Below are 23,893 nucleotides of genomic sequence, written 5' to 3' on the forward strand. Positions count from 1 at the left end.
ACAAAATCGGCTTTTTTGGTAATAGAATTTCACTTTTTTTGGTATAATGGAAAGCAACAATGGACTAGAAAGAAGTAACATGCAAGATAAGATTGTCATCCATGGGGCACGCGCCCATAATTTAAAAAATATTGACGTGGAAATTCCACGTGACAAGCTAGTTGTGGTGACGGGGCTGTCAGGTTCGGGCAAGTCCAGTCTTGCCTTTGATACCCTTTATGCAGAGGGGCAACGCCGCTACGTAGAGAGTCTATCAGCCTACGCTCGTCAGTTCTTAGGGAATATGGAGAAACCAGATGTAGACTCTATTGATGGTCTCAGCCCTGCCATTTCTATTGACCAGAAAACGACTAGTAAAAACCCTCGCTCAACGGTTGGGACAACGACGGAAATCAACGATTATCTACGTCTCCTCTATGCTCGTGTAGGAACACCCTATTGTATCAATGGGCATGGGGCTATCAAGGCTTCGTCTGTAGAGCAGATTGTCGACAAGGTTTTGGAGTTGCCAGAGCGCCAGCGTCTGCAGATTTTGGCTCCTGTTATTCGTAAGAAAAAAGGGCAACATAAGACGCTGATTGAAAAGATTCAAAAGGATGGTTACGTCCGTGTCCGTGTCGATGGAGTTGTCTACGATGTGACCGAAGTTCCTGAACTTGAAAAGAATAAACAACACACCATCGATGTGGTGGTAGATCGTATTATCATCAAGGAAGGTATCCGTAGTCGTCTCTTTGATTCCATCGAAGCAGCCCTTCGTATTGCTGAAGGTTATGTAGTTATCGATACCATGGATGATTCGGAGATGCTCTTTTCAGAACACTATGCCTGCCCAGTCTGTGGTTTTACAGTTCCAGAACTAGAACCTCGTCTTTTCTCCTTCAATGCTCCGTTTGGTTCTTGTAGTGAGTGTGATGGTTTGGGGATCAAGCTAGAGGTTGATACGGACTTAGTCGTACCAGATGCTAGCAAGACCCTTCGTGAGGGAGCCTTAGCACCTTGGAATCCTATCTCTTCTAACTATTATCCAAATATGCTGGAACAAGCTATGACAGCCTTTGGAGTGGATATGGATACTCCTTTTGAGGACTTGTCTGAGGAGGAGAAACATCTCATTTTCTATGGTTCAGATGGTAAGGAATTCCATTTCCACTATGAAAATGAATTCGGTGGAGTTCGCGACATCGACATTCCTTTTGAAGGTGTTATAGGGAATATCAAGCGACGCTATCATGAAACCAATAGCGACTATACTCGCACACAAATGCGTCTTTATATGAATGAGCTAACCTGTGGTACTTGTCACGGATATCGTCTCAATGACCAGGCCTTATCTGTTCGAGTAGGAGGAGAAAAAGGACTCCATATCGGAGAAGTTTCAGACCTCTCTATCGCAGACCATTTGGAGGTTATTGATCAACTAAGCCTATCTGAAAATGAAGCTATCATCGCTCGTCCGATTCTTAAGGAAATAAAGGACCGCTTGACCTTCCTCAATAATGTCGGACTCAACTATCTGACCCTTTCTCGTTCAGCGGGGACTTTATCAGGTGGGGAGAGCCAACGTATTCGCTTGGCAACCCAGATTGGTTCCAATCTCTCAGGAGTCCTCTATATCTTAGATGAGCCGTCTATCGGTCTTCACCAGAGGGACAATGACCGCCTGATTGCCAGTCTCAAAAAGATGCGTGACTTGGGGAACACCTTAATCGTGGTAGAACACGATGAAGACACCATGCGAGAGGCTGATTATTTGATTGACGTTGGCTCTGGTGCAGGGGTCTTTGGTGGAGAGATTGTAGCAGCAGGAACGCCTAAGCAGGTGGCTCGCAACAGTAAATCCATCACAGGACAGTATCTATCAGGAAAACGTGCCATTCCAGTGCCGTCAGAACGCCGCGTTGGAAACGGTCGCTTTATTGAGGTGACTGGAGCGCGTGAAAACAACCTACAAAATATCACTGCTCGTTTCCCACTAGGAAAATTTATCGCGGTCACAGGGGTCTCTGGCTCAGGGAAGTCGACACTTATTAACAGCATTCTCAAAAAAGCCATTGCTCAAAAACTCAATCGCAATTCAGACAAACCTGGAAAGTTTAAGGCTATCTCAGGGATTGAGCATATCGATCGTCTGATTGATATTGATCAGAGTCCTATTGGAAGAACACCAAGGTCCAATCCTGCAACCTATACAGGTGTCTTTGATGACATTCGAGACCTCTTTGCTCAGACAAATGAAGCCAAGATTCGAGGCTACAAAAAGGGTCGCTTCAGTTTCAATGTCAAGGGTGGTCGCTGTGAGGCCTGCTCAGGTGACGGGATTATCAAGATTGAGATGCACTTCTTGCCAGACGTATACGTAGCTTGTGAAGTCTGCCACGGAACCCGCTACAACAGTGAGACCCTAGAAGTTCATTATAAGGAAAAGAATATCTCGCAAGTCTTGGATATGACCGTCAACGATGCGGTGGAATTTTTCAAACACATTCCAAAAATTCAACGCAAACTCCAGACTATCAAAGATGTTGGTCTAGGCTATGTGACCTTGGGACAACCAGCTACGACACTTTCTGGCGGAGAGGCTCAACGTATGAAGCTGGCTAGTGAGCTCCATAAACGCTCGACCGGTAAATCCTTCTACATTCTAGATGAACCGACAACTGGTCTTCATACCGAGGATATCGCGCGTCTACTGAAGGTCTTGTCTCGCTTTGTAGATGATGGTAATACAGTTCTCGTGATTGAGCACAATCTAGATGTCATCAAAACAGCGGACCATATCATCGATTTAGGTCCAGAAGGCGGTGTTGGTGGTGGTACCATCATTGCAACAGGAACTCCAGAAGAAGTAGCTGCTAATGAAGCTAGCTATACAGGACAGTATTTGAAAGGAAAGTTACATCATGAATAAACGTGTGCAAGCATTTCTCGATAAAATGCAAGAAAAAGAACTAGATGGAATCATTATCAATAACCTTAAAAATGTCTACTATTTGACAGGATTTTGGGGTTCAAATGGTACGGTCTTTATCAGTCGTGACCGTCAGGTCTTGGTGACAGATGCCCGCTATATTATCGCTGCTAAGCAAGAAGTAACTGGTTTTGAGATTTTTGCAGAACGTGACGAGTTGGCTACTATTGCAAAAATTACAAAAGATACGGGTCTTTCTCGTATCGGGTTTGAAGATGAAATCTCGGTTTCTTATTACCACCGCATGCAAGCCGCTTTTGAAGGTTTGGAATTAATTCCTCAGACACAGTTTGTTGAAGCGCTTCGCATGATTAAGGATGAAACAGAGATTGCGACTATTCGTAAGGCTTGTTCCATTTCTGACCAAGCTTTCCACGATGCCCTTGACTTTATTAAGCCAGGGAAGACTGAAATTGAAATTGCCAACTTCCTTGATTTCCGTATGCGTGAGCTGGGAGCGGCAGGTTTGTCTTTTGACACAATCTTAGCGAGCGGTATCAACTCTTCTAAACCCCATGCTCACCCAATGCACAAGCCAGTAGAGCTAGGCGAAGCTATCACTATGGACTTTGGGTGCCTTTATGATCACTATGTGAGTGATATGACTCGTACCATCTACCTAGGCCATGTTAGCGACGAACAAGCAGAAATCTACAACACTGTTTTGAAGGCTAACCAAGCATTGATTGACCAAGCTAAGGCTGGCTTAGGTTTCCGTGACTTTGACAAAATCCCTCGTGATATCATTGTGGAAGCAGGCTATGGAGAATACTTTACACACGGTATCGGACACGGTATCGGACTTGATATCCACGAAGAACCATACTTTAGCCAAACTTCCAAAGAAGTTATCAAAACTGGTATGGTCTTGACTGATGAACCAGGCATTTATATCGAAGGTAAATACGGGGTTCGTATTGAAGATGATATCTTAATCACAGAGACAGGTTGCGAATTATTAACCCTTGCTCCAAAAGAATTGATTGTGATCTAAGAAAATGAGATAAATCGTTGACTTTTATTAGTTAAAGGTTTATACTGAAAGGCGAAAACGGTAGGTGAGGCTACCATAGGGATACGGATGACTACCGCAAAGCAGTGGAGACACTACTCGTTGGTCAACAGTCCTGGTCGCGAAGGTCAAGACTAAGCTCATTACATTGCCCTATGGAGTTAAAGCTTGAACGAAAACAGATCATAAGTTTTTTAGTCCTGCCATTTTATGGCAGGATTTTCTGCTGTTTTAAAACAAAGAAAGGAGACAAACGATGCAAATTGACGATCATCCAGAACCGCACATACACAGCCAATCGCTGATTTGTGTCGTTCTGTCCCTATAAAGTGATTGGTCTCTGTGTATGATACTCTTCGAAAATCAAATTCAAACCACGTCAACGTCGCCTTGCCGTACTCAAGTACAGCCTGTGGCTAGTTTCCTAGTTTGCTCTTTGATTTTCATTGAGTATGAAATCACCATTCATACAGATAGGAGAAACCAATGAAAACTACAAAAGAAAGACTAGCAGTAGCTATTCAAACTCCATTAAAAGATAGTCTAGCTTTTTACCATACAAGTCTAAAAGGCTTAGACCAAGAACAAGTTGAAGAAAACCGTGACCTATATGGTGAAAACACCATTACCAAGGGTCAAGAGGATTCCATCTTTAAAAAGATTTATGAGTCCATTATCAATCCTTTCACAATCATTTTGCTTGTGATTGCCTTTATTTCCCTCGTTACAAACGTTTGGCTTGCCAAACCTGGCCAAGAGGACCCTACGACCTCTATTATCATCGTTGTCTTGGTTTTGATTTCAGGAGGCATCCGTTTTGTCCAAGAGTTGAGGAGCGATAAGGCAACAACCAACCTTTCAAAAATGATTGTCAACACTGCAACTGTTATTCGCGATGGTCTTGAACAAGAGTTGCCAATCGATGAGTTGGTTGTGGGAGACCTCGTGAAATTGAGTGCGGGAGACATGATTCCAGCAGATGTTATCTTATTTGAATCCCGCGACTTTTTTGTTCAACAGTCAGGTTTGACTGGAGAAAGTGATGCAGTTGAAAAGCTAGCTTTAAATAAAGCCACTGGTCAAAATGTAGATAGCCTCTTAGAAGCAGAATCTTTGGCATTCATGGGGACAAACGTTATCTCAGGAAGTGCTACAGCTATGGTCCTAGCAGTTGGGGATGACACCATGATGGGAGCTATTGAGCAAACTCTTAATACTTATGATGAGCCAACTTCTTTTGAACGTGAAATGAACAGCATTTCCTGGCTCTTGATCCGCTTGATGCTTGTCATGGTCCCGATTGTGTTTTTTGCAAATGGTTTAACCGATGGAGATTGGCTAGAAGCGGGAGTTTTTGCCTTGAGCGTCGGTGTCGGCCTTACACCAGAAATGCTTCCGATGATTATCACAGCTAGCTTAGCAAAAGGTTCCATTATCATGGCCAAGGAAAAGGTAGTCATCAAAAAACTCAATGCTATCCAAGACTTAGGAGCCATCGATATCCTATGTACAGATAAAACTGGAACTCTTACGCAAGATGAGATTGTCTTAGAATACCCTTTGGATATCCATGGTGATTTGGATATGGCAGTCTTAAGAAGAGCTTATCTAAATTCACATTTTCAAACAGGTTTGAAAAACTTGATGGACCGTGCCATCATCAGTAGAACTGAAAAAGAAGCCAAGGAACACGCTATCCTACAAAATCTCGATACCAGTTTCCAAAAAATCGACGAGCTTCCATTTGATTTTGAACGTAGACGCATGAGTGTTATCGTCAAAGATGATAGCAATGTTGTTAGTATGGTGACCAAAGGCGCCTTGGAAGAAATGTTGACCATTTCGACACATGTGGAATATCGTGGAGAAATAATCCCTATTACGGAAGGTATTCGCCAAGAAGTACTGGCAGAAGTTGGTCAATTAAACCGTCAAGGTTTACGTGTATTAGGTGTTGGTTACAAGTCAGGTCTACGTGAAGATTATGCCTATGCTGTGACTGATGAAAGTGACATGATCCTTACAGGTTACCTTGCCTTTTTGGATCCACCAAAACCATCTGCAGCACCCGCTATTCAAGCTCTACTTGAGCATGGTGTCAAAACAAAAATTTTAACTGGAGATAACGAGAAAGTAACCCAAGCCATCTGTGAAAAGGTTGGATTGGACGTTGAGCATATGCTCTTAGGTGCTGACATTGATCAAATGACAGACCAAGAATTGGCAGAAGTGGTTGAAAAAGTAACAGTCTTTGCTAAATTGTCACCTGACCAAAAAGCTCGAATTATTCTACAATTGAAGAAAAATGGTCATGTCGTTGGTTATATGGGTGACGGTATTAATGATGCCCCATCTATGAAGGTGGCAGATGTTGGGATTTCCGTTGATACAGCAGTAGATATCGCCAAGGAAACAGCTGATGTTATTTTGCTGGACAAGGATCTCATGGTTCTTGAAACAGGTATCGTTGAAGGCCGGAAGGTCTACGCCAACATGACCAAATATATTAAGATGACAGTTAGTTCAAACTTTGGGAATATCTTCTCACTATTGGTTGCAAGTATCTTCTTGCCATTTTTACCAATGGCTCCTGTTCATCTCATTGTCCTAAACCTAGTCTACGATTTATCTTGTGTGGCATTGCCGTTTGATAATGTGGATCAAGACTTCCTAAAACAACCCCATACATGGGAAGCAAAATCTATTACTAGATTTATGGTTTGGATGGGTCCAATCTCATCTGTCTTTGACATTTTGACCTTTATTTTCCTCTACTTTATTATTGTTCCTTTGGTGACAGGCTATCATTATGTTCATGGGTCAGAATCTGCCCTTCAGTTTATTATCTTGTTCCAAACAGGATGGTTCATTGAATCTATGTGGTCTCAAACAATGGTTATCCATATGCTTCGTACGGCAAAAGTTCCTTTTGTACAAAGCAGACCAGCTTGGCTTGTGATTTTGACAACCTTGGTTGCAGCCTTTTTCGTAACAAGTCTACCTTATGGACCGCTAGTAAATATCCTTCGTCTAGCACCCTTAGGGCTTCCTTACTTCTTGTTCTTAATCTGTATTATTTTCTTGTATATGTTTAGCGTTACAGTTATTAAGAAATTTTACATTAAGAAGTATAAAGAATGGTTATAGTTCGGTTTTTGTCAAGAAAAAAGATAGAAAACTGGGGAAAAAGTTAAATTTTTTTAAAAATAGGTCGCAAGTCGGATGTTTTTTATGGTATAATAGAATAAACTGATAGTAACATGTAGCGAAAGGGGTAGGTACATGATCAAAATTTATACAGTCTCAAGTTGTACTAGCTGTAAAAAAGCTAAGACCTGGCTCAATGCCCACCAGTTAAGTTATAAAGAACAAAACCTCGGTAAAGAGGGGATTTCTAGAGAAGAATTATTAGATATTCTAACAAAAACAGACAATGGAATTGCGAGCATTGTATCATCAAAGAATCGCTACGCTAAAGCTCTCGGAGTTGATATCGAAGATTTGAGTGTCAATGAAGTGCTTAATTTAATCATGGAAACACCACGCATCCTAAAAAGTCCAATTCTTGTTGACGAGAAACGTTTACAAGTTGGCTATAAAGAAGATGACATTCGTGCCTTCTTGCCACGCTCTGTCCGCAATGTAGAAAATGCAGAAGCACGTTTACGTGCAGCACTATAAAACATAAAGGCTGGGAGTGACTCCTAGCCTTATTTGATAGATCAATAAGGAAAAATAAATATGAAGAAGATAGTTATCGGTACAGTTGCGCTCCTATTTTTGCTAGCTGGCTGTGGACAGAAAAAAGAGTCTGCGGAACCTTCTAAAGATACAACGACAGAAGCTCTTCAATCAACTTTGCCTGTTCTAGAAAATGCCAATAACAATACAGTTGTAACAAAGACGCTTGTTCTACCTGCTGACGAAAATGGGGTTCAACAAACCCAGACCATTACCTATAAGGGCAAACAGTTCTTGACCTTAACGATTCAGCAAAAACGACAAGTTTCAGAAGACCTCAAGAACTTTATTGCAGAGCATGGATTAGAGGAAGCAAAAAAGGCCTTGAAAGAAGGAGAAGACAAGGATGAATCGGTCCAAGAAGCACGGAAAATTCCTGGATTTAACATTGAAACCAATCTTTTAAGTGAAACCGAGATTGAAACAAAAACAAGTTATGATTTTCAAGTTCTAGACGTTAAAAAGGCAAGCGAAAGCGAATATTTAAAAAATGTGGGATTAGAAAATCTACTAAAAAACGAACCAGAAGAATATATTGAAAATCGAGTTGCAAGTGGCGCGACTGTCCAGTAAGGAAGTCACAGAAAATCAGCAAAATCAGGCTGTGTCATTTGTAGAATGGCTGTGAATGTGCTATAATAGTACTATTCTAAGGAAAGAGGGTGTTAGAATGGGATTTACTGAAGAAACCGTACGTTTTAAATTGGATGATTCCAATAAAAAAGAAATTAGTGAAACATTGACAGAAGTCTATGCTTCATTGAATGAGAAGGGGTATAACCCTATTAACCAAATTGTGGGCTATGTTCTCAGTGGAGACCCAGCTTACGTTCCTCGTTACAATAACGCAAGAAATCAAATCCGTAAATACGAACGCGACGAGATTGTTGAAGAATTGGTCCGCTACTACCTTAAGGGACAAGGAGTCGATCTATAACTAATGAGAATTATGGGGTTGGACGTTGGTTCCAAAACAGTAGGAGTAGCGATTAGCGATCCGTTAGGGTTTACAGCACAAGGGCTCGAAATCATCCAAATCAATGAAGATCAAGGAGAGTTCGGCTTTGAACGACTCAAGGAATTGGTTGACACCTATAAGGTAGAGCGCTTTGTTGTTGGTTTACCTAAAAATATGAACAATACCAGTGGACCTCGGGTGGAAGCGAGTCAAGCCTATGGAGCAAAACTGGAAGAACTCTTTGGTTTGCCAGTAGAGTACCAGGATGAGCGCCTAACCACGGTTGCTGCTGAGCGCATGTTGATTGAGCAAGCAGATATTAGTCGCAATAAGCGTAAAAAAGTTATTGATAAATTGGCAGCTCAGTTGATTTTGCAAAATTATTTAGATAGAAAATTTTAAGACAGAGGAGAAACTATGTCACACGATCACAACCACGATCACGAAGAACGTGAACTTATTACACTTGTAGATGAGCAAGGAAACGAAACTTTATTTGAAATCCTTTTGACTATTGACGGAAAAGAAGAATTTGGTAAAAACTATGTTCTTCTTGTACCAGTTAACGCAGAAGAAGATGAAAACGGTGAAGTTGAAATCCAAGCATACTCATTCATCGAAAATGAAGATGGAACTGAAGGTGAATTGCAACCAATCCCTGAAGATTCAGAAGATGAATGGAACATGATTGAAGAAGTCTTCAACAGCTTTATGGAGGAGTGATACAGTCTGGGAGACTGTATCAGCCCAGTTCCTCGAAATAAGAGAGAACTGGTAAGTTCGGGGGATGTTTTTAGCCCAACTCCTAGAAACTAGAAAGAGTTGGAACGTCCAGTGGACGTTTTTAGCCTGACGCTAAAAATAAAATTTAGCTAGTATCTAGCAAAATGAGTAAAAAGCGAAGAGAATCTTCGCTTTTTTGTTAAGGAGATAAGCATGATTAAAGTAGAAAAATGGCTTCATACTCGAATTGGCTTGAATTTCAGATCAGGTTTAGGACGGATGCAAAGAGCGGTAGATTTGCTGGGGAATCCTGAGCAAATCTATCCAATCATCCATGTGACGGGAACTAATGGAAAAGGATCAACGATTGCCTTTATGAGGGAACTTTTTATTTCCCATGGCAAGAAGGTTGGAACCTTTACTTCGCCCCACATTGTCAGCATCCATGACCGTATCTGTATTAATGGTGAGCCTATATCGGACACAGATTTCATTCGTTTAGCAGATCAAGTCAAAGCAATGGAGCAAAGACTTTTAGAAACCCACGATCAGCTATCTTTTTTTGAGTTGCTGACCTTGATTGCTTTGCTTTATTTTAAAGAGCAAAAAGTAGATTTGGTCCTACTGGAAGTTGGGATAGGTGGACTCCTTGATACTACCAATGTCGTGACAGGAGAAATTGCAATCATCACATCAATCGGCCTCGATCACCAGGAGACCTTGGGCGATAGTCTGGTATCAATTGCAGAGCAGAAAGCAGGAATTTTTAAGCCCGGAAAATCAGCTGTGATTGCAAATTTAGCACCGGAAGCCCAACTCGTTTGTCAAAAAACTGCTACTAATTTGGGTGTAAGTCTCTACCAAGCTAATAAAGATTTTTCTTTCAAAAATGGACATTTTTCTTCTTCTCTAGCTGACTTTAACCACCTAATATTGGGACTGGAGGGAGCATATCAGGAGGAAAATGCAGCTCTTGCCTTGCAGGCTTTTCTACTATTTATGGTACAAAGAAACGAGAAAGTAGATCAAGAAGCAGTATGTGCTGCCTTGCAAGCTACTAAATGGGCTGGAAGGCTAGAAGCTGTCACTGAGCACATCTATTTGGATGGGGCTCACAATTTACCAGCTCTAGAGCGTTTAGTTGAGTTTATCCAAGAAAAAATCCAGCAAGGGTATCAGCCTCACATCCTATTTGGTGCCCTAAAGCGAAAAGATTATAGTGGAATGCTTACTTATTTAACAGAGCATTTACCTGATGTAGCTCTCTATGTTACGAGTTTTGACTATCAGGGTTCCATGGAAGAACAAGACTTTGGAGATTATACAAGCATTGCTTCCTATCGAGATTTTATAGATAATTTTGAAGCTTCTGCACAAGAGAAAGACTTGCTATTTGTGACAGGCTCTCTCTATTTTATATCTGAGGTTCGAGCTTGTCTCATGGCCCTAGATTCATTTGATTGACCCTCCTATCTTTATTTGTTATAGTAAAGGTGTGGTGGCTCAGCAGGGTTATTCTGATTTTAAGCCACTAAAAGAAAGGAGCCATCATGTCACTAAAAAAATTCACACTTTCTCTTGCTTCTTTGGCAAGTCTTAGTCTCTTAGTTGCATGTTCGCCAAAAGAGCAAGCAACTCCTTCAACTCAAGCAAGTACTAGTACGGAAGTAACGACTGCTCAGCAAGTGGAAACGACTGTTTCTAGTTCTACGGCTAGCTCAGTAACGAACATTGATGGGACCTATAAAGGGCAAGATGAGGGAGATAGCATTACTCTCGTAGTTACTGGTAATACTGGAACATGGACAGAAGTAGAACCTGATGGCGATCAGGAGATTAAAAAGGTCACCTTCGAACCAGAAAGTCAGAGAGTCTTTATTGGAGATGATATCAAGGTTTATGTAGCTGATGGCAATCAAGTTATTATTGATGATATGGGTCGCGAAATTTCTGATCGTATCATTCTAAAAAAATAGATATCTTTTGTAAGGATTTGAATCTCGTTAACACGGATTCGGGTCCTTTTTTCTTTAATCGATTTTTGGCAAAAAAAAAATCCATACGATTAAGGTAGCTATTTTCTACCAAAAAAGTATGGAGGGATAGTTTTTATTAAAGGAACTGCTCTTGTAAAAAGTGAGCGACTCCGTCTTCTTCGTTGGTTAGTGGTAATTGCTCGTCTGCGAAAGAAAGTAGAGCGGGATTAGCATTTTTCATGGCATATCCTCTACCTGCAAAGGAGAGCATTTCTTGGTCATTGTGTTCGTCACCAAAGGCAATCAGGTTCTGTCTGTCTATATTCATGACATTTAGAAGGTATTCAAGGGCAAAGGCCTTGTGAACACCTTTTGGAGTACATTCGAGAATGTTCAAGGGACCGCCCCAAGTATTGATATTAAGCTGATGCTTGTAAAAGCTAGTCATCTCTTCTGCTAGTGCATATTTATCGTCTGCCCTAGTTTGTAATAAAATACAGTTAGGCCCCTTAGTCACTAAGTCAGGCTTGAATTGATTTTCAGGGCGAAAGTTTTCAACACCAAACAATTTAGGATCTGCAATTTCCTTGTCCGGGGCTGTAATGTAAAACTTTTTACGGTATTCACCTGCGATAAAGTCTGCTTCGATATCCTCTTTTCGTTTTACGATATCCAAGAGATATTTTTTGTCCACAGTAAGGCATTTTTCATGTTTCCAAGTCCTACCAGGTAGGTGAGTGAGCGAACCGTTGAAATTAATCATAGGAGTCTCAAGTTCAAGTTGGTCATAAAAATCTTTGGCCATACGATATGGGCGACCGGTTGCGATAACCACATGGTGGCCTTTCTTAGAAATTTTTTTAATGGTTTCTTTTGTAAAGTCAGAGAGTTTGCTTTCTCCATTAAGTAAGGTACCGTCTAAGTCCACGGCAATCATTTTTTTAGTCATAAAATCCTCCCGAATTTAGTTTCAGATAAGATGTTTCCTATTATATCAAAAAGCTGAAAGAAAAGCTGACTATAAGCAAAAATGAGAAGAATTATATCCTCTAAGAATTTTTAAAAATAGGAAAAACAGCTTGAAAATGTGAATGATTGATGATATAATAGTCATATTGTTCGTAAAATGACAAAGGAGATTAAAAATGGACAAATTATTTAAACTAAAAGAGCACGGGACAGATGTCCGTACAGAGGTGCTTGCTGGTTTAACAACTTTCTTTGCAATGAGTTATATTCTCTTTGTAAACCCTCAAATGCTTTCGCAAACAGGAATGCCTGTTCAGGGTGTATTCTTGGCAACAATCATCGGTTCTGTAGTAGGAACTTTGATGATGGCTTTCTATGCTAACTTGCCATACGCACAAGCTCCAGGTATGGGACTTAATGCTTTCTTTACATTTACGGTTGTATTCGGAATGGGCTATACTTGGAAAGAAGCTCTTGGGATGGTCTTCATCTGTGGGATCATTTCTCTGATTATCACATTAACCAATGTTCGTAAAATGATCATTGAGTCTATTCCTACAACTCTTCGTTCAGCAATTTCAGCTGGTATTGGTGTTTTCCTTGCCTATGTTGGTATTAAGAATGCTGGTCTCCTGAAATTCTCAATTGACCCAGGGACTTATACTGTAGCAGGTGAAGGAGCGGATAAGGCTCAAGCAGCGATTACTGCAAATGCAGCAGCTGTTCCAGGATTGGTAGATTTCAATACTCCAGCAGTATTGGTAGCTATTGCAGGTCTTGCCATTACAATCTTCTTTGTTGTCAAAGGTATTAAAGGTGGGATCATTCTTTCTATTTTGACAACTACAGTCCTTGCGATTGCGGTTGGTCTTGTTAATTTGTCAGGAATCGATTTTGCTAGCAACAATCTTTCAGCAGCAGTTAACGACCTAGGAACTTTATTTGGTGCAGCCCTTGGTTCAGAAGGTTTGGGTTCTCTGATTTCAAATACTTCACGTTTACCTGAAACCTTGATGGCCATTCTTGCCTTCTCATTGACTGATATTTTTGATACAATTGGTACTCTTATCGGTACAGGTGAAAAAGTTGGGATCATCGCATCAAGCGGTGAAAACAATGAGTCAGCTAAATTGGATAAGGCTCTATATTCTGACTTGGTGGCGACATCAGTTGGTGCCATTGCAGGTACTTCAAACGTTACAACTTATATTGAGTCAGCAGCAGGGATCGGTGCTGGTGGACGTACTGGATTGACAGCCTTAGTTGTTGCTATCTGTTTTGCTCTATCAAGCTTCTTTAGCCCACTTCTAGCTATTGTACCTTCAGCTGCGACAGCACCAATTTTGATTATCGTCGGAATTATGATGCTCTCTAACTTGAAAAACATTCCTTGGGATGATATGTCAGAAGCTATTCCAGCCTTCTTCACATCTATCTTTATGGGATTCAGTTACTCCATTACACAAGGGATTGCCGTTGGTTTCCTAACTTACACTTTAGCGAAGATTGTTAAAGGTCAAGTTAAGGAAGTGCATGTCATGATTTGGATTTTAGACGCTCTGTTCATCTTGAACTACATTAGCATGGCTCTAAACTAAAGACAAAAACTTTAAAAAAGAAGGAGGAAACTCCTCTTTTTTTATTACTAGAAATGTCGCAAAAGAAAACTTTTTGGTATAATAATAACATGCACACAAAAAATGAAGATGAACTAATCGCTCTTGGACAAGAGTTGGGTAGTCTACTTGAAAAAAATGATGTATTGATTTTAACTGGTGAATTAGGTGCTGGAAAAACCACATTAACAAAAGGTCTAGCTAAAGGACTAGGGATTCATCAAATGATCAAAAGTCCTACTTATACCATTGTTCGAGAATATGAAGGACGCCTACCCTTATATCACTTGGATGTTTACCGCATCGAAGGGGATGCAGATTCAATCGACCTTGATGAATTTCTTTTTGGTTCAGGTGTGACGGTTATTGAGTGGGGACACCTATTAGGCGAGGCTCTCCCATCAGACTATCTGGAATTAGAAATTCTTAAAGATGGTGAGGGGCGCGAGGTTGTTTTTCATGCTCATGGTCAACGAGCGACAGAACTTTTGAAGAGGCTGACGAATGGAGTATGATTTATTAATTCGTGAAGCAGAAGTTGAGGATGCTATAGAACTTATTGCACTTTTGGATCAGATTGGTCATGAATCTGATTTTACCAGTCTGGATGAAAATGGAATTGCAATGAGTGAATCTGAGATGCAGCGTTTTATTAACAAGCAGGCACAGTCGGATAATCAGATTACTTTACTAGCTTATTTGAATGAAGAATTGGCAGGAGTGATCAATATAACGGCTGATCAACGTCCGCGAGTTCGGCATATTGGGGATATCTTTTTGGGTATCAAAAAAGCCTATTGGGGAAATGGTCTCGGTAGTATCTTGATGGAAGAAGCTATTGAGTGGGCCCAATCGAGCGGAAGTATTCGACGCTTACAATTGACAGTTCAAAAACGAAATCTGGCAGCTGTTCATCTATATAAAAAGCTGGGCTTCATCATTGAAGGCCAGCAGGAACGCGGCGCTTGTATAGAAGGAGGAGAGTTTCTTGATGTTTACCTGATGGGTCGACTGATAGACAAATAAATGTATGGCAAAAAAAATAATCGGAATGTTTTTAGGCTTTGTTCTTGTGACAGTGCTTGGTGTGGGAGCTTATGCCTATACTATCTACCAACAAAGTACACAAACTTTAGCCAAAACTTATAAACAAATCGGAGAAGAAACCAAGGTTATCGAGGCAACTGAACCATTGACAATCCTTCTTATGGGGGTAGATACGGGGAATGTTGAACGTACAGACCCATGGGCAGGAAATAGTGATTCAATGATCTTGGTAACAGTGAATCCGAAAACCAAGAAAGTCGTTATGATGAGTTTGGAACGTGATATTCTGACACAAATCCAACAACCAGATGGTAGTGTTAGAGAAGCTAAACTCAACGCTGCCTATGCTGATGGTGGAGCAGAGCTTGCCATTTCGACCATTCAAAAAATGATGAATATCCATATCGACCGCTATGTGATGGTCAATATGCACGGTCTTCAAAGAATGGTTGATGCTGTCGGAGGTATCACAGTAAACAACACTCTAGGTTTCCCAATCTCTATCCAAGACCAGGAACCATTTAACACGATTTCTATCGGTGTTGGAGAACAAACCCTAAATGGTGACGAGGCGCTAGTATATTCACGCATGCGCTATCAGGATCCAGAGGGAGACTACGGTCGTCAGAAACGTCAGCGCGAAGTCATCCAAAAGATTGTTGAAAAAATTCTTAGTTTGAATAGTGTCAGCCACTATCAAGAAATTTTGAAGGCTCTTAGCGATAACATGCAGACAAATATCGAGATTACGACAACAACTATTCCTCAGTTGATGGGCTACCAAGATTCCTTTAAGAATATTGAGTCTCAGCAATTGCGTGGAGAGGATGCAATGATTGATGGGACATCTTACCAAATCGTGACATCTGAGCATATGTTAGAGATGCAAAATCTCTTACGCCGTTCATTGGATAAGCCAGAAGTTACCGAATTGGAGACAAATGTAGTCTTGTATGAAAATATTTATGGGCGTTTACCACAAACAACTGGTTCTGTCGCAGATCAAGAACAACAAGGCCAACAAGAACAATAAGAAATGAAAACTAAAATCGTAGGAATTTTCCTGCGATTTTTTCAAAGAAATCCGAATAGATAGGTAGGAGGAAAAAATGAAAGCGGAAATCATAGCTGTTGGAACAGAGATTCTAACAGGTCAAATTGTCAATACCAATGCTCAGTTTTTATCTGAAAAGTTGGCTGAAATCGGTGTTGATGTCTACTTCCAAACGGCTGTAGGAGATAATGAGGCTCGTCTGTTATCTTTGTTGGAGATTGCTAAGAATCGTAGCAATCTGCTTATCCTAACAGGAGGATTGGGACCGACAGAGGATGATTTGACCAAACAAACCTTGGCCCATTTTCTAGGGCGTGATTTAACTTTTGATGCTCAAGCGCAGGCTAAACTAGATGACTTTTTTGCTCATCGACCGGACTATGCCCGAACTCCAAATAATGAACGCCAAGCTCAAATCGTTGAGGGTTCAATCCCGCTACCTAATGAAACAGGACTAGCAGTCGGAGGCATGATTGAGGTGGCTGGCGTGGTCTATGTTGTCCTACCAGGGCCACCAAGTGAACTGAAACCTATGGTTTTAAATGAATTGCTTCCGAGATTGACAACTGGAGCTAAGTTGTACTCACGTGTGCTACGTTTCTTTGGCATTGGTGAGAGCCAGCTAGTAACGATTCTGTCGGATTTGATTGAAGAGCAGACAGATCCAACCTTAGCACCCTATGCAAAAATAGGAGAAGTGACTCTGCGCTTGTCTACAAAGGCTACTAGTCAAGAAGAAGCAAGAAAATCTTTGGATCGTCTTGAGGTTCAAATTCTTGCCCGCCAGACTTTTGAAGGTGTTGCTTTAAAGGATATTTGCTATGGTTATGGTGAGGAAGTGAGTCTAGCTAGTGTAGTTGTTGAGGAGTTGAAAAAGCAGCATAAAACCATAACGGCTGCGGAAAGTTTGACAGCAGGGCTTTTTCAAGCAACTTTGGCAGACTTTTCGGGAGTGTCAGCTATCTTTAAAGGTGGTTTTGTCACTTATAGTCTAGAAGAAAAGGCTAAGATGTTAGATATTCCACAAGTAGAGTTGGAAAAACATGGAGTTGTTTCAGCCTTTACGGCGGAAAAAATGGCAGATCAGGCACGGCTTAAAACTCAATCAGACTTTGGAGTTAGCTTGACAGGAGTGGCTGGTCCGGATAGTCTAGAAGGGCATCCTGCTGGTACAGTTTTTATCGGTTTGTCTCAAGTATCCGGCACAGAAGTTGTTCAGGTCAATATAGCTGGAAGAAGTCGAGCAGACGTTCGTAAAATTGCAGTCATGCATGCTTTTAACTTAGTTCGCAAAGCTTTATTAAGTGACTGACTTTTGATATAATAGAAGAAGGTTCTTAGAATCATTAAAATATAGGAGAACAAAATGGCGAAAAAACCAACAAAAAAATTAGATGAAATTGGGAAAAAATTTGGAGCTGATCGTGAAAAAGCTTTGAATGATGCCCTTAAATTGATTGAAAAAGACTTCGGTAAGGGCTCAATCATGCGCTTGGGTGAGCGTGCAGAGCAAAAAGTGCAAGTGATGAGTTCAGGCTCTTTGGCACTTGATATTGCACTCGGTTCAGGTGGTTATCCAAAGGGGCGTATCATCGAAATCTACGGTCCAGAGTCGTCAGGTAAGACAACAGTTGCCCTTCACGCTGTAGCGCAAGCACAAAAAGAAGGTGGGATCGCTGCCTTTATCGATGCAGAGCACGCCCTTGATCCAGCCTATGCAGCAGCTCTTGGGGTTAACATTGACGAATTGCTCTTGTCACAACCAGACTCAGGTGAGCAAGGTCTTGAAATTGCAGGGAAATTGATCGACTCAGGTGCGGTTGACCTTGTGGTTATTGACTCAGTTGCAGCTCTTGTACCTCGTGCGGAAATCGATGGAGATATCGGAGATAGCCACGTTGGTCTTCAAGCTCGTATGATGAGCCAAGCTATGCGTAAACTCGGTGCTTCTATCAACAAGACAAAGACAATTGCTATCTTCATCAACCAGTTGCGTGAAAAAGTAGGGGTTATGTTTGGAAATCCAGAAACAACTCCTGGTGGACGCGCCCTTAAATTCTATGCTTCAGTCCGTTTGGATGTGCGTGGAAGTACACAAATCAAGGGAACTGGTGATCAAAAAGATACTAACGTCGGTAAAGAAACTAAGATTAAAGTTGTGAAAAACAAGGTTGCTCCACCGTTCAAAGAAGCTCTTGTTGAAATCATGTATGGTGAAGGGATTTCTAGAACTGGTGAACTCTTGAAGATTGCTAGTGATTTGGATATTATCCAAAAAGCAGGTGCTTGGTACTCATACAAGGGTGAAAAAATCGGACAAGGTTCTGAAAATGCGAAGAAATACTTGGCAGATCACCCAGAAATCTTTGATGAAATCGACCACCAAGTTCGTGTTCAATATGGTTTAATTGAAGAGGAAGAAGGCTCTAAAGCAAGTGCAGCAGCTGATGCAGATTCTAACCAAGAAGTAACACTTGATTTGGGCGACGCTCTTGAAATCGAAATTGAAGAATAAAAAGAAAAGTAGCAGTAAAACTGCTACTTTTTGTTTCATGATGACTAGTGGTCACTAAAGCGTCGGTATTCGATACGAAAGTCGAAGTAGTTCTCTTCTTGCAATTTTTGAAAGATGTTCCGATAGGCCTCTTCATCAAAGTGGTCGCCACGATAGAGAATTTCGAAACTCATTCCCTCGTATTCCAAGAAGGCGTTGGCAGTTTTAAAGCCATTTTGTAAGTAAAAGTCCATGCGGGATTTTCTTTGTTCGAGATTGTCACAGTCTTCGTCTAATCGCTCCACTTCAAGAATCATCGTACGCTGGTAAAAATCAATGAGTTTTTCAATGATTTCTCTCCCGTACCCATGACTGCGGAGATGGGGCATAATGGCAAAGAAGCTAATGTAGAAAGCTTTTTGATTAGAAATGGCAAAAGCGAAGCCGACAAATTCTTCTTCGTTATAAAAGGCGAAAAAGTGGGCGTCATCTCTATCCTGGTAACTTAAAAATTCCTCCAAAGAGACACGTTCTTCTTCAGGGAAGGCCTCCTTGTTTAATTGTTCCACTTTCTCAAGGTCTGGGAATACATCTGTAATTAACTGACTTGTTAAGCTCATACATACCCTCCTTTTCTGTCACGATTATACCAGATTGTTTACATATAGGCAACGCTTTCTTAAGGAAACTCCCTTGTTCCTCAACTTGAAAGCTGATATAATACCCCTATGAAGAAAAAATCAACTGTTGATCTGATAAATGGTCCCATCCTTCCTGCTCTTATTAATTTTGCTTTTCCGATTCTTTTATCTAATATCTTTCAGCAACTTTACAATACGGCTGATATTTTGATTGTTGGGCGTTTTTTAGGACAAAATTCCTTGGCGGCAGTCGGAGCTACGACAGCTATTTTTGATTTGATTATTGGATTTGCCCTCGGAGTCGGAAATGGGATGGGAGTTGTTATTGCCCGTCTTTATGGTGCTCGTAATTTTACAAAGATTAAAGAGGCTGTTGCAGCGACTTGGATTTTAGGTGCAATCCTGAGTGGTCTTGTGATGCTGTTGGGTTTCTTCGGCCTTTATCCGCTCTTACAATATCTCGAGACACCTGCAGAAATCCTCCCCCAATCCTATGAATACATCTCAATGATTGTTAGCTGCGTGGGAGTTAGCCTTGCCTATAATCTCTTTGCAGGATTACTACGCTCGATTGGTGATAGCCTTGCGGCGCTTGCCTTTCTTATCTTTTCAGCCATTGTTAACGTCATTTTAGATTTGTATTTTATTACACAACTGCAATTGGGGGTTCAGTCTGCAGGTCTTGCAACTATCATCTCGCAAGGTTTGTCCGCTATTCTCTGTTATTTCTATATCCGCAAGAGTGTTCCAGAGCTTCTTCCAGAGCTTAAACATTTCAGATGGAACAAGGCTCTCTATGTCGATCTCTTGGAGCAGGGGCTAGCCATGGGGCTGATGGGTTCAATCGTCTCTGTCGGAAGTGTCATCTTACAATCCTCTGTTAATGGCTTTGGAGCAGTTATTATCAGTGCCCAAACGGCAGCACGTAGAATCATGGCCTTTGCCCTATTGCCAATGACGGCAATTTCGGCTTCTATGACGACTTTTATCTCTCAAAACTTTGGGGCAAAACGACCAGATCGTATCGTCCAAGGTCTTCGTTTAGGGAGCTATTTGAGTATGGCTTGGGCAACCTTTGCTTGTGTGTTCCTATTTTTTGCAAGTCCTAGCCTAGTTTCTTTCTTAGCGAGTTCAACAGATGGTTACTTGATTGAAAATGGAACCTTGTACCTACGTATCAGTTCTGTTTTCTATCCATTTTTGAGTCTTTTATTGATTTATAGAAATAGTTTGCAGGGGCTCGGTCAAAAACTCTTACCTCTCATATCTAGTTTTATCGAGTTTATCGGGAAAATTGTTTTCGTCGCTTGGATTATTCCTTGGGCAGGTTATACAGGTGTGATTCTATGTGAACCGCTACTTTGGCTTGTTATGACTGCACAGCTTTATATCTCACTCTCTCAACACCCTTGGATAAAAGAAGGCAAGAAAATCTTGGCTGTCGGCGGACGATCCTAGCTTCATTTATAAAAGAAAAATCCATTTCCTCTAGTGAAAATCGACTAGACTTGTGTTATAATAAGAAAGATTAAAATGTGAAAAAAGGAGATTCCTAATGGGACGTAAATGGGCCAATATCGTAGCCAAGAAAACGGCTAAAGATGGAGCTAACTCTAAAGTATATGCAAAATTTGGTGTAGAAATCTATGTAGCAGCTAAAAAAGGTGATCCAGATCCAGAATCAAACTCAGCTTTGAAATTCGTTATCGACCGTGCTAAACAAGCGCAAGTGCCAAAACACGTTATTGATAAGGCTTTGGATAAGGCTAAAGGAAATACAGACGAAACCTTTACAGAAGGACGTTACGAAGGCTTTGGGCCAAATGGTTCAATGCTCATCGTGGATACCTTGACTTCAAACGTTAACCGTACAGCTGCCAATGTCCGTGCTGCCTTTGGTAAAAATGGTGGAAACATGGGAGCTTCAGGTTCAGTATCTTACCTCTTTGACAACAAAGGTGTCATCGTATTTTCTGGTGACGACGCTGATGCTATCTTTGAACTCTTGCTTGAAGCAGATGTCGATGTAGACGATGTAGAAGCAGAAGAAGGAACAATCACTGTTTACACAGCTCCAACTGACCTTCACAAAGCTATTGTAGCTTTGCGTGAATCTGGTATCGAAGAATTCCAAGTAACAGAACTTGAGATGATTCCTCAATCAGAAGTTGAGTTGTCAGGTGAAGATTTAGAAACATTCGAAAAACTATACAGCGTACTTGAAGACGACGAAGATGTCCAAAAGATCTACACAAACGTTGATGGATTCTAATAGAAAAGCGAACAGGTTTAATAGCTGTTCGCTTTTTTGTTATGTTAAACTTTCACTCCATCATCAGTTTGCTCTTTTCTATCCAAGCCTAGGGCAAATTTACGGATAAGAAGAAACTGGCCGTTTTCCTGCTTTGCGAAAGTGAGTACGACTGTCTTGGTGTTTGAACCGAGGGATAGATAGGTGATTTTCTTAATGTCGTAGTCACCTGAGGTTGACTCAATTTCAGAATCTGGTAGTCCATGCTTGCTGATGATATCTTTGTAGTTGGAGCCGCCTTTTCCTCTGTTTGCAGTGTCTCCCTCTATCAAAGCATCAAACTGTTCCTGGGTCCAAGAGAAGGTATCAGTATCTTCGATATCCTCTTCATCATGATCTTCGTCTGGTCTATAATCTGGTAAGTTTCCAAATTCCTCATCTTCTGTTAAAGAGGTCAGACTTCTGTAGGGGTGTCGAAAGTTTTTAGCCAAGTCAGTAAAGACACCAGAAGGTAATACTTGCGTCATTAAGACAAGAAAAATGGATAGAATACCTAGGCTTGTTCCGATAATAGCCAATATTTTACGATTTTTGAGATTAAGGCCGATACCAAAAACTCCTAGGGCGATAGCAATAATGGCAAAGAAAAAGGCTAAAATGCTAATGATTGGTAGCCAGGAACCAAGAAGGGCCAGGGTTCCAAAGATGATGGCAAAGATTCCTAAAATTTTCTCTTCTTTATGTTTCATTTGTGAGTTTCTCATTTCTAATCAGGAAGTGTTCTTATAGGTGTGAGATAGTGTTTATTATAGATAAAATAAGAGCTGATGTCAATTTCTACTTAGATAGTTCTCATTGAAACTTAAATGTTCTTATGAGAACTATTTTTACTTAGAAGGGAGAAAGAATGGATAAACCGATGTTGGTCTTTAAACGTTTTTCAATCCCCAGTCTATTGACTCGGACGACTAATGATATCACGCAGGTTCAGATGCTCTTTACCATGGGACTCCAAGTGGTCACTCGTGGTCCTATCATGGCTATTTGGGCCATTGGGAAAATCCTTGGCAAGTTAGAATACTGGATTTGGGCAGTAGTGGTGGCAGTCATTGTCAATGATCCGCAATGCTGACTTGATTCTGGTTATGAAAGAAGGAAATATCATCGAGCAAGGCAATCATGATGAGCTAATGGCTCAGGGTGGTTTCTATGCAGACCTCTACAATAGTCAATTTACAGAAGACCAATCAGAAGAATAAATCTCAGAAGGCTTGACGGCCTTCTTTTTCTGCACTATACTAGAGTAGGAGATGCTAGCGGACTCGCTCTGTCAGGCTTCTTGTGTAAAATCTAGAAACAATGAGAAAACAGATGAAAAACTATCAAGAGTGGTACGAGAAGAGGAAATCAAGTCTTCTTCGACACCCACAATTATTGCAATTGATGCGAGTCTTTAATCGCATGATGACAGTTCTGATGCCCTTGGCTTACTTGACACTGTTGGGAACAAACTTTATAAGCAAGGGCTTGGGGCAAGACCTTGCTGCTTATATCTTAGTGCCAGCTTTTGGCTTTGTCTTATTGACGCTAGTTCGTAAGTGGATCAATCAACCACGTCCTTATGAAACTTGGGAAATTGTCCCGCTACTAGACAAGGACAGCTCTGGGAACTCAATGCCCAGCCGTCATGTTTTTTCAGCAACCATCATTTCCATGGCTTGCATGCATGCAAATCTTCCTGTGGGGTTGGTTTTGTTGGTCTTATCAGCTCTTTTAGGTCTTGTACGGGTCTTGGGGGGAGTACATTATCCCAAGGATGTTTTAGTTGGCTACGCCTGTGGTCTCCTCTTGGGAATTCTCTTCTTTATTTTGTAAGAAGCAAAGCAAGTGGGCTTGGCCTCGTAACCACTTACGGGTCAAAAGTGACCACTTGCTTTTTTGCCCTTGTAAAGTCTTCTGGCCTTTGGTATAGTAGATGCAGAAAGGAGATAGGATGAAGTTACGAATCGAGATTGATAGTGAATTAACTGAGACAGAGATTGTCATCAAGGCTGCAGCCCTGACAGATGAAATAGCTGACTTGCAACGACTCTTGCAAGAAACCAAGGCTCCTAGGTTGATTTTTTATAAGGGGACGGGTGAGTACTACTTAGACTTGGCAGAAATCCTCTTCTTTGAGACAGAAGGTAGCAAGATTTACGCCCACACCCAGAAAGAAGCCTACGAGGTGAGACTCAAGCTTTATGAGTTAGAGTCCATCCTGCCCCGCTATTTCAGTCGGGTATCCAAATCGACTATAGCCAATCTTCGGCAGGTCTACTCGGTGGACAAGTCCTTCTCAGGGACAGGAACTATTTCCTTTTATCAGACCCACAAGGAGGTACACGTGTCACGGCACTATCAATCCCTCCTAAAAGAAAATCTAAGAAACATGAGGTAA

The 23,893-nt window shown here is 41.1% G+C and carries 23 protein-coding genes, 2 pseudogenes and 1 riboswitch; of the genes and pseudogenes, 22 read left to right on the forward strand and 3 right to left on the reverse strand.

The window, feature by feature from the left end; genetic code table 11:
* The first annotated feature begins 79 nt into the window (after window positions 1–79).
* The 10 genes from uvrA (at window position 80) to HMPREF9423_RS10105 (ending at window position 11,381) form a co-directional block, all read left to right on the forward strand.
* A complete protein-coding gene (gene uvrA / locus HMPREF9423_RS10060) occupies window positions 80–2,911 on the forward strand; it encodes an excinuclease ABC subunit UvrA (RefSeq protein ID WP_006155796.1) in 2,832 nt (943 codons plus the stop codon).
* A complete protein-coding gene (locus HMPREF9423_RS10065; protein WP_006149215.1) occupies window positions 2,904–3,965 on the forward strand; it encodes a M24 family metallopeptidase in 1,062 nt (353 codons plus the stop codon). Before uvrA ends, HMPREF9423_RS10065 begins: the two co-directional genes overlap by 8 nt.
* Window positions 3,966–4,017: 52 nt before the next feature.
* Window positions 4,018–4,171, forward strand: a riboswitch (M-box (ykoK) riboswitch).
* A 298-nt stretch (window positions 4,172–4,469) separates the two neighbouring features.
* On the forward strand, window positions 4,470–7,130 hold the full coding sequence (gene mgtA, locus HMPREF9423_RS10070; protein ID WP_006149216.1) for a magnesium-translocating P-type ATPase: 2,661 nt from the start codon (window positions 4,470–4,472) through the stop codon (window positions 7,128–7,130).
* A 135-nt stretch (window positions 7,131–7,265) separates the two neighbouring features.
* On the forward strand, window positions 7,266–7,664 hold the full coding sequence (gene spx, locus HMPREF9423_RS10075; protein ID WP_000591164.1) for a transcriptional regulator Spx: 399 nt from the start codon (window positions 7,266–7,268) through the stop codon (window positions 7,662–7,664).
* 60 nt (window positions 7,665–7,724) lie between these two features.
* Entirely contained in the window at window positions 7,725–8,297 is a 573-nt protein-coding gene (locus HMPREF9423_RS10080; RefSeq protein WP_006149217.1) for an SP0191 family lipoprotein, read from the forward strand.
* A 97-nt stretch (window positions 8,298–8,394) separates the two neighbouring features.
* The gene (locus tag HMPREF9423_RS10085) at window positions 8,395–8,661 is read left to right on the forward strand and encodes an IreB family regulatory phosphoprotein (protein ID WP_004250500.1); all 267 of its coding nucleotides are present in this window, start codon (window positions 8,395–8,397) and stop codon (window positions 8,659–8,661) included.
* 3 nt (window positions 8,662–8,664) lie between these two features.
* Window positions 8,665–9,084: a Holliday junction resolvase RuvX gene (gene ruvX / locus HMPREF9423_RS10090; RefSeq protein ID WP_006152930.1), complete on the forward strand. Its 420-nt coding sequence runs from the start codon at window positions 8,665–8,667 to the stop codon at window positions 9,082–9,084.
* A gap of 15 nt (window positions 9,085–9,099) precedes the next feature.
* On the forward strand, window positions 9,100–9,405 hold the full coding sequence (locus HMPREF9423_RS10095) for a DUF1292 domain-containing protein (protein WP_000017624.1): 306 nt from the start codon (window positions 9,100–9,102) through the stop codon (window positions 9,403–9,405).
* Window positions 9,406–9,618: 213 nt separating this feature from the next.
* Window positions 9,619–10,869, forward strand: a complete 1,251-nt coding sequence (locus HMPREF9423_RS10100; protein WP_006149220.1) for a bifunctional folylpolyglutamate synthase/dihydrofolate synthase — start codon at window positions 9,619–9,621, stop codon at window positions 10,867–10,869.
* A gap of 86 nt (window positions 10,870–10,955) precedes the next feature.
* Entirely contained in the window at window positions 10,956–11,381 is a 426-nt protein-coding gene (locus tag HMPREF9423_RS10105) for an SP_0198 family lipoprotein (RefSeq protein ID WP_006149221.1), read from the forward strand.
* Between the two features lie 136 nt (window positions 11,382–11,517).
* On the opposite strand, the gene HMPREF9423_RS10110 is transcribed toward HMPREF9423_RS10105, so the two are convergent.
* The gene (locus HMPREF9423_RS10110; protein ID WP_006149222.1) at window positions 11,518–12,330 is read right to left on the reverse strand and encodes a Cof-type HAD-IIB family hydrolase; all 813 of its coding nucleotides are present in this window, start codon (window positions 12,328–12,330) and stop codon (window positions 11,518–11,520) included.
* A 196-nt stretch (window positions 12,331–12,526) separates the two neighbouring features.
* On the opposite strand from HMPREF9423_RS10110, the gene HMPREF9423_RS10115 reads away from it, so the two are divergent.
* The 6 genes from HMPREF9423_RS10115 to recA all read left to right on the forward strand — a co-directional run bounded on the left by HMPREF9423_RS10115 (window position 12,527) and on the right by recA (window position 18,582).
* Complete coding sequence (locus HMPREF9423_RS10115; protein WP_006149223.1) at window positions 12,527–13,948, forward strand: NCS2 family permease; 1,422 nt, start codon at window positions 12,527–12,529, stop codon at window positions 13,946–13,948.
* 89 nt (window positions 13,949–14,037) lie between these two features.
* A complete protein-coding gene (gene tsaE, locus HMPREF9423_RS10120; protein ID WP_006155794.1) occupies window positions 14,038–14,481 on the forward strand; it encodes a tRNA (adenosine(37)-N6)-threonylcarbamoyltransferase complex ATPase subunit type 1 TsaE in 444 nt (147 codons plus the stop codon).
* Window positions 14,471–14,992, forward strand: a complete 522-nt coding sequence (locus tag HMPREF9423_RS10125) for a GNAT family N-acetyltransferase (RefSeq protein WP_006149225.1) — start codon at window positions 14,471–14,473, stop codon at window positions 14,990–14,992. The genes tsaE and HMPREF9423_RS10125 overlap by 11 nt, the downstream gene beginning before the upstream one ends.
* A gap of 4 nt (window positions 14,993–14,996) precedes the next feature.
* Window positions 14,997–16,046, forward strand: coding sequence for a glycopolymer--peptidoglycan transferase LytR (lytR, locus tag HMPREF9423_RS10130; protein ID WP_006149226.1), 1,050 nt, complete (start codon window positions 14,997–14,999; stop codon window positions 16,044–16,046).
* Window positions 16,047–16,122: 76 nt separating this feature from the next.
* On the forward strand, window positions 16,123–17,379 hold the full coding sequence (locus HMPREF9423_RS10135) for a competence/damage-inducible protein A (RefSeq protein WP_006149227.1): 1,257 nt from the start codon (window positions 16,123–16,125) through the stop codon (window positions 17,377–17,379).
* A gap of 54 nt (window positions 17,380–17,433) precedes the next feature.
* A complete protein-coding gene (gene recA / locus HMPREF9423_RS10140) occupies window positions 17,434–18,582 on the forward strand; it encodes a recombinase RecA (RefSeq protein WP_006149228.1) in 1,149 nt (382 codons plus the stop codon).
* A 44-nt stretch (window positions 18,583–18,626) separates the two neighbouring features.
* Here recA and HMPREF9423_RS10145 read toward each other — a convergent pair whose 3' ends face one another.
* On the reverse strand, window positions 18,627–19,181 hold the full coding sequence (locus HMPREF9423_RS10145; RefSeq protein WP_006149229.1) for a GNAT family N-acetyltransferase: 555 nt from the start codon (window positions 19,179–19,181) through the stop codon (window positions 18,627–18,629).
* 108 nt (window positions 19,182–19,289) lie between these two features.
* On the opposite strand from HMPREF9423_RS10145, the gene HMPREF9423_RS10150 reads away from it, so the two are divergent.
* Together HMPREF9423_RS10150 and HMPREF9423_RS10155 are read left to right on the forward strand one after the other, a co-directional pair.
* Window positions 19,290–20,660 carry an MATE family efflux transporter gene (locus HMPREF9423_RS10150; RefSeq protein WP_006149230.1) on the forward strand — a complete coding sequence of 457 codons (1,371 nt, stop codon included), beginning with the start codon at window positions 19,290–19,292 and terminating at the stop codon, window positions 20,658–20,660.
* Window positions 20,661–20,757: 97 nt separating this feature from the next.
* Window positions 20,758–21,474 carry a YebC/PmpR family DNA-binding transcriptional regulator gene (locus HMPREF9423_RS10155; protein WP_006149231.1) on the forward strand — a complete coding sequence of 239 codons (717 nt, stop codon included), beginning with the start codon at window positions 20,758–20,760 and terminating at the stop codon, window positions 21,472–21,474.
* Between the two features lie 44 nt (window positions 21,475–21,518).
* Here HMPREF9423_RS10155 and HMPREF9423_RS10160 read toward each other — a convergent pair whose 3' ends face one another.
* Entirely contained in the window at window positions 21,519–22,202 is a 684-nt protein-coding gene (locus HMPREF9423_RS10160) for a CD20-like domain-containing protein (RefSeq protein ID WP_006149232.1), read from the reverse strand.
* A 179-nt stretch (window positions 22,203–22,381) separates the two neighbouring features.
* On the opposite strand from HMPREF9423_RS10160, the pseudogene HMPREF9423_RS10165 reads away from it, so the two are divergent.
* The 4 genes and pseudogenes from HMPREF9423_RS10165 to HMPREF9423_RS10180 all read left to right on the forward strand — a co-directional run.
* A pseudogene (locus tag HMPREF9423_RS10165) lies at window positions 22,382–22,570 on the forward strand (ABC transporter ATP-binding protein); the annotation flags it as partial.
* Window positions 22,563–22,712, forward strand: a pseudogene (locus tag HMPREF9423_RS12455) (hypothetical protein); the annotation flags it as partial. The pseudogenes HMPREF9423_RS10165 and HMPREF9423_RS12455, both read left to right, overlap by 8 nt.
* A gap of 112 nt (window positions 22,713–22,824) precedes the next feature.
* Window positions 22,825–23,328 (forward strand): phosphatase PAP2 family protein, encoded by a 504-nt coding sequence (locus tag HMPREF9423_RS10175; protein WP_006155787.1) that lies wholly within the window; start codon window positions 22,825–22,827, stop codon window positions 23,326–23,328.
* A gap of 118 nt (window positions 23,329–23,446) precedes the next feature.
* Complete coding sequence (locus tag HMPREF9423_RS10180; RefSeq protein WP_006155797.1) at window positions 23,447–23,893, forward strand: LytTR family DNA-binding domain-containing protein; 447 nt, start codon at window positions 23,447–23,449, stop codon at window positions 23,891–23,893.

Source organism: Streptococcus infantis ATCC 700779 (assembly GCF_000187465.1).
Classification (GTDB): Bacteria; Bacillota; Bacilli; order Lactobacillales; family Streptococcaceae; genus Streptococcus; species Streptococcus infantis.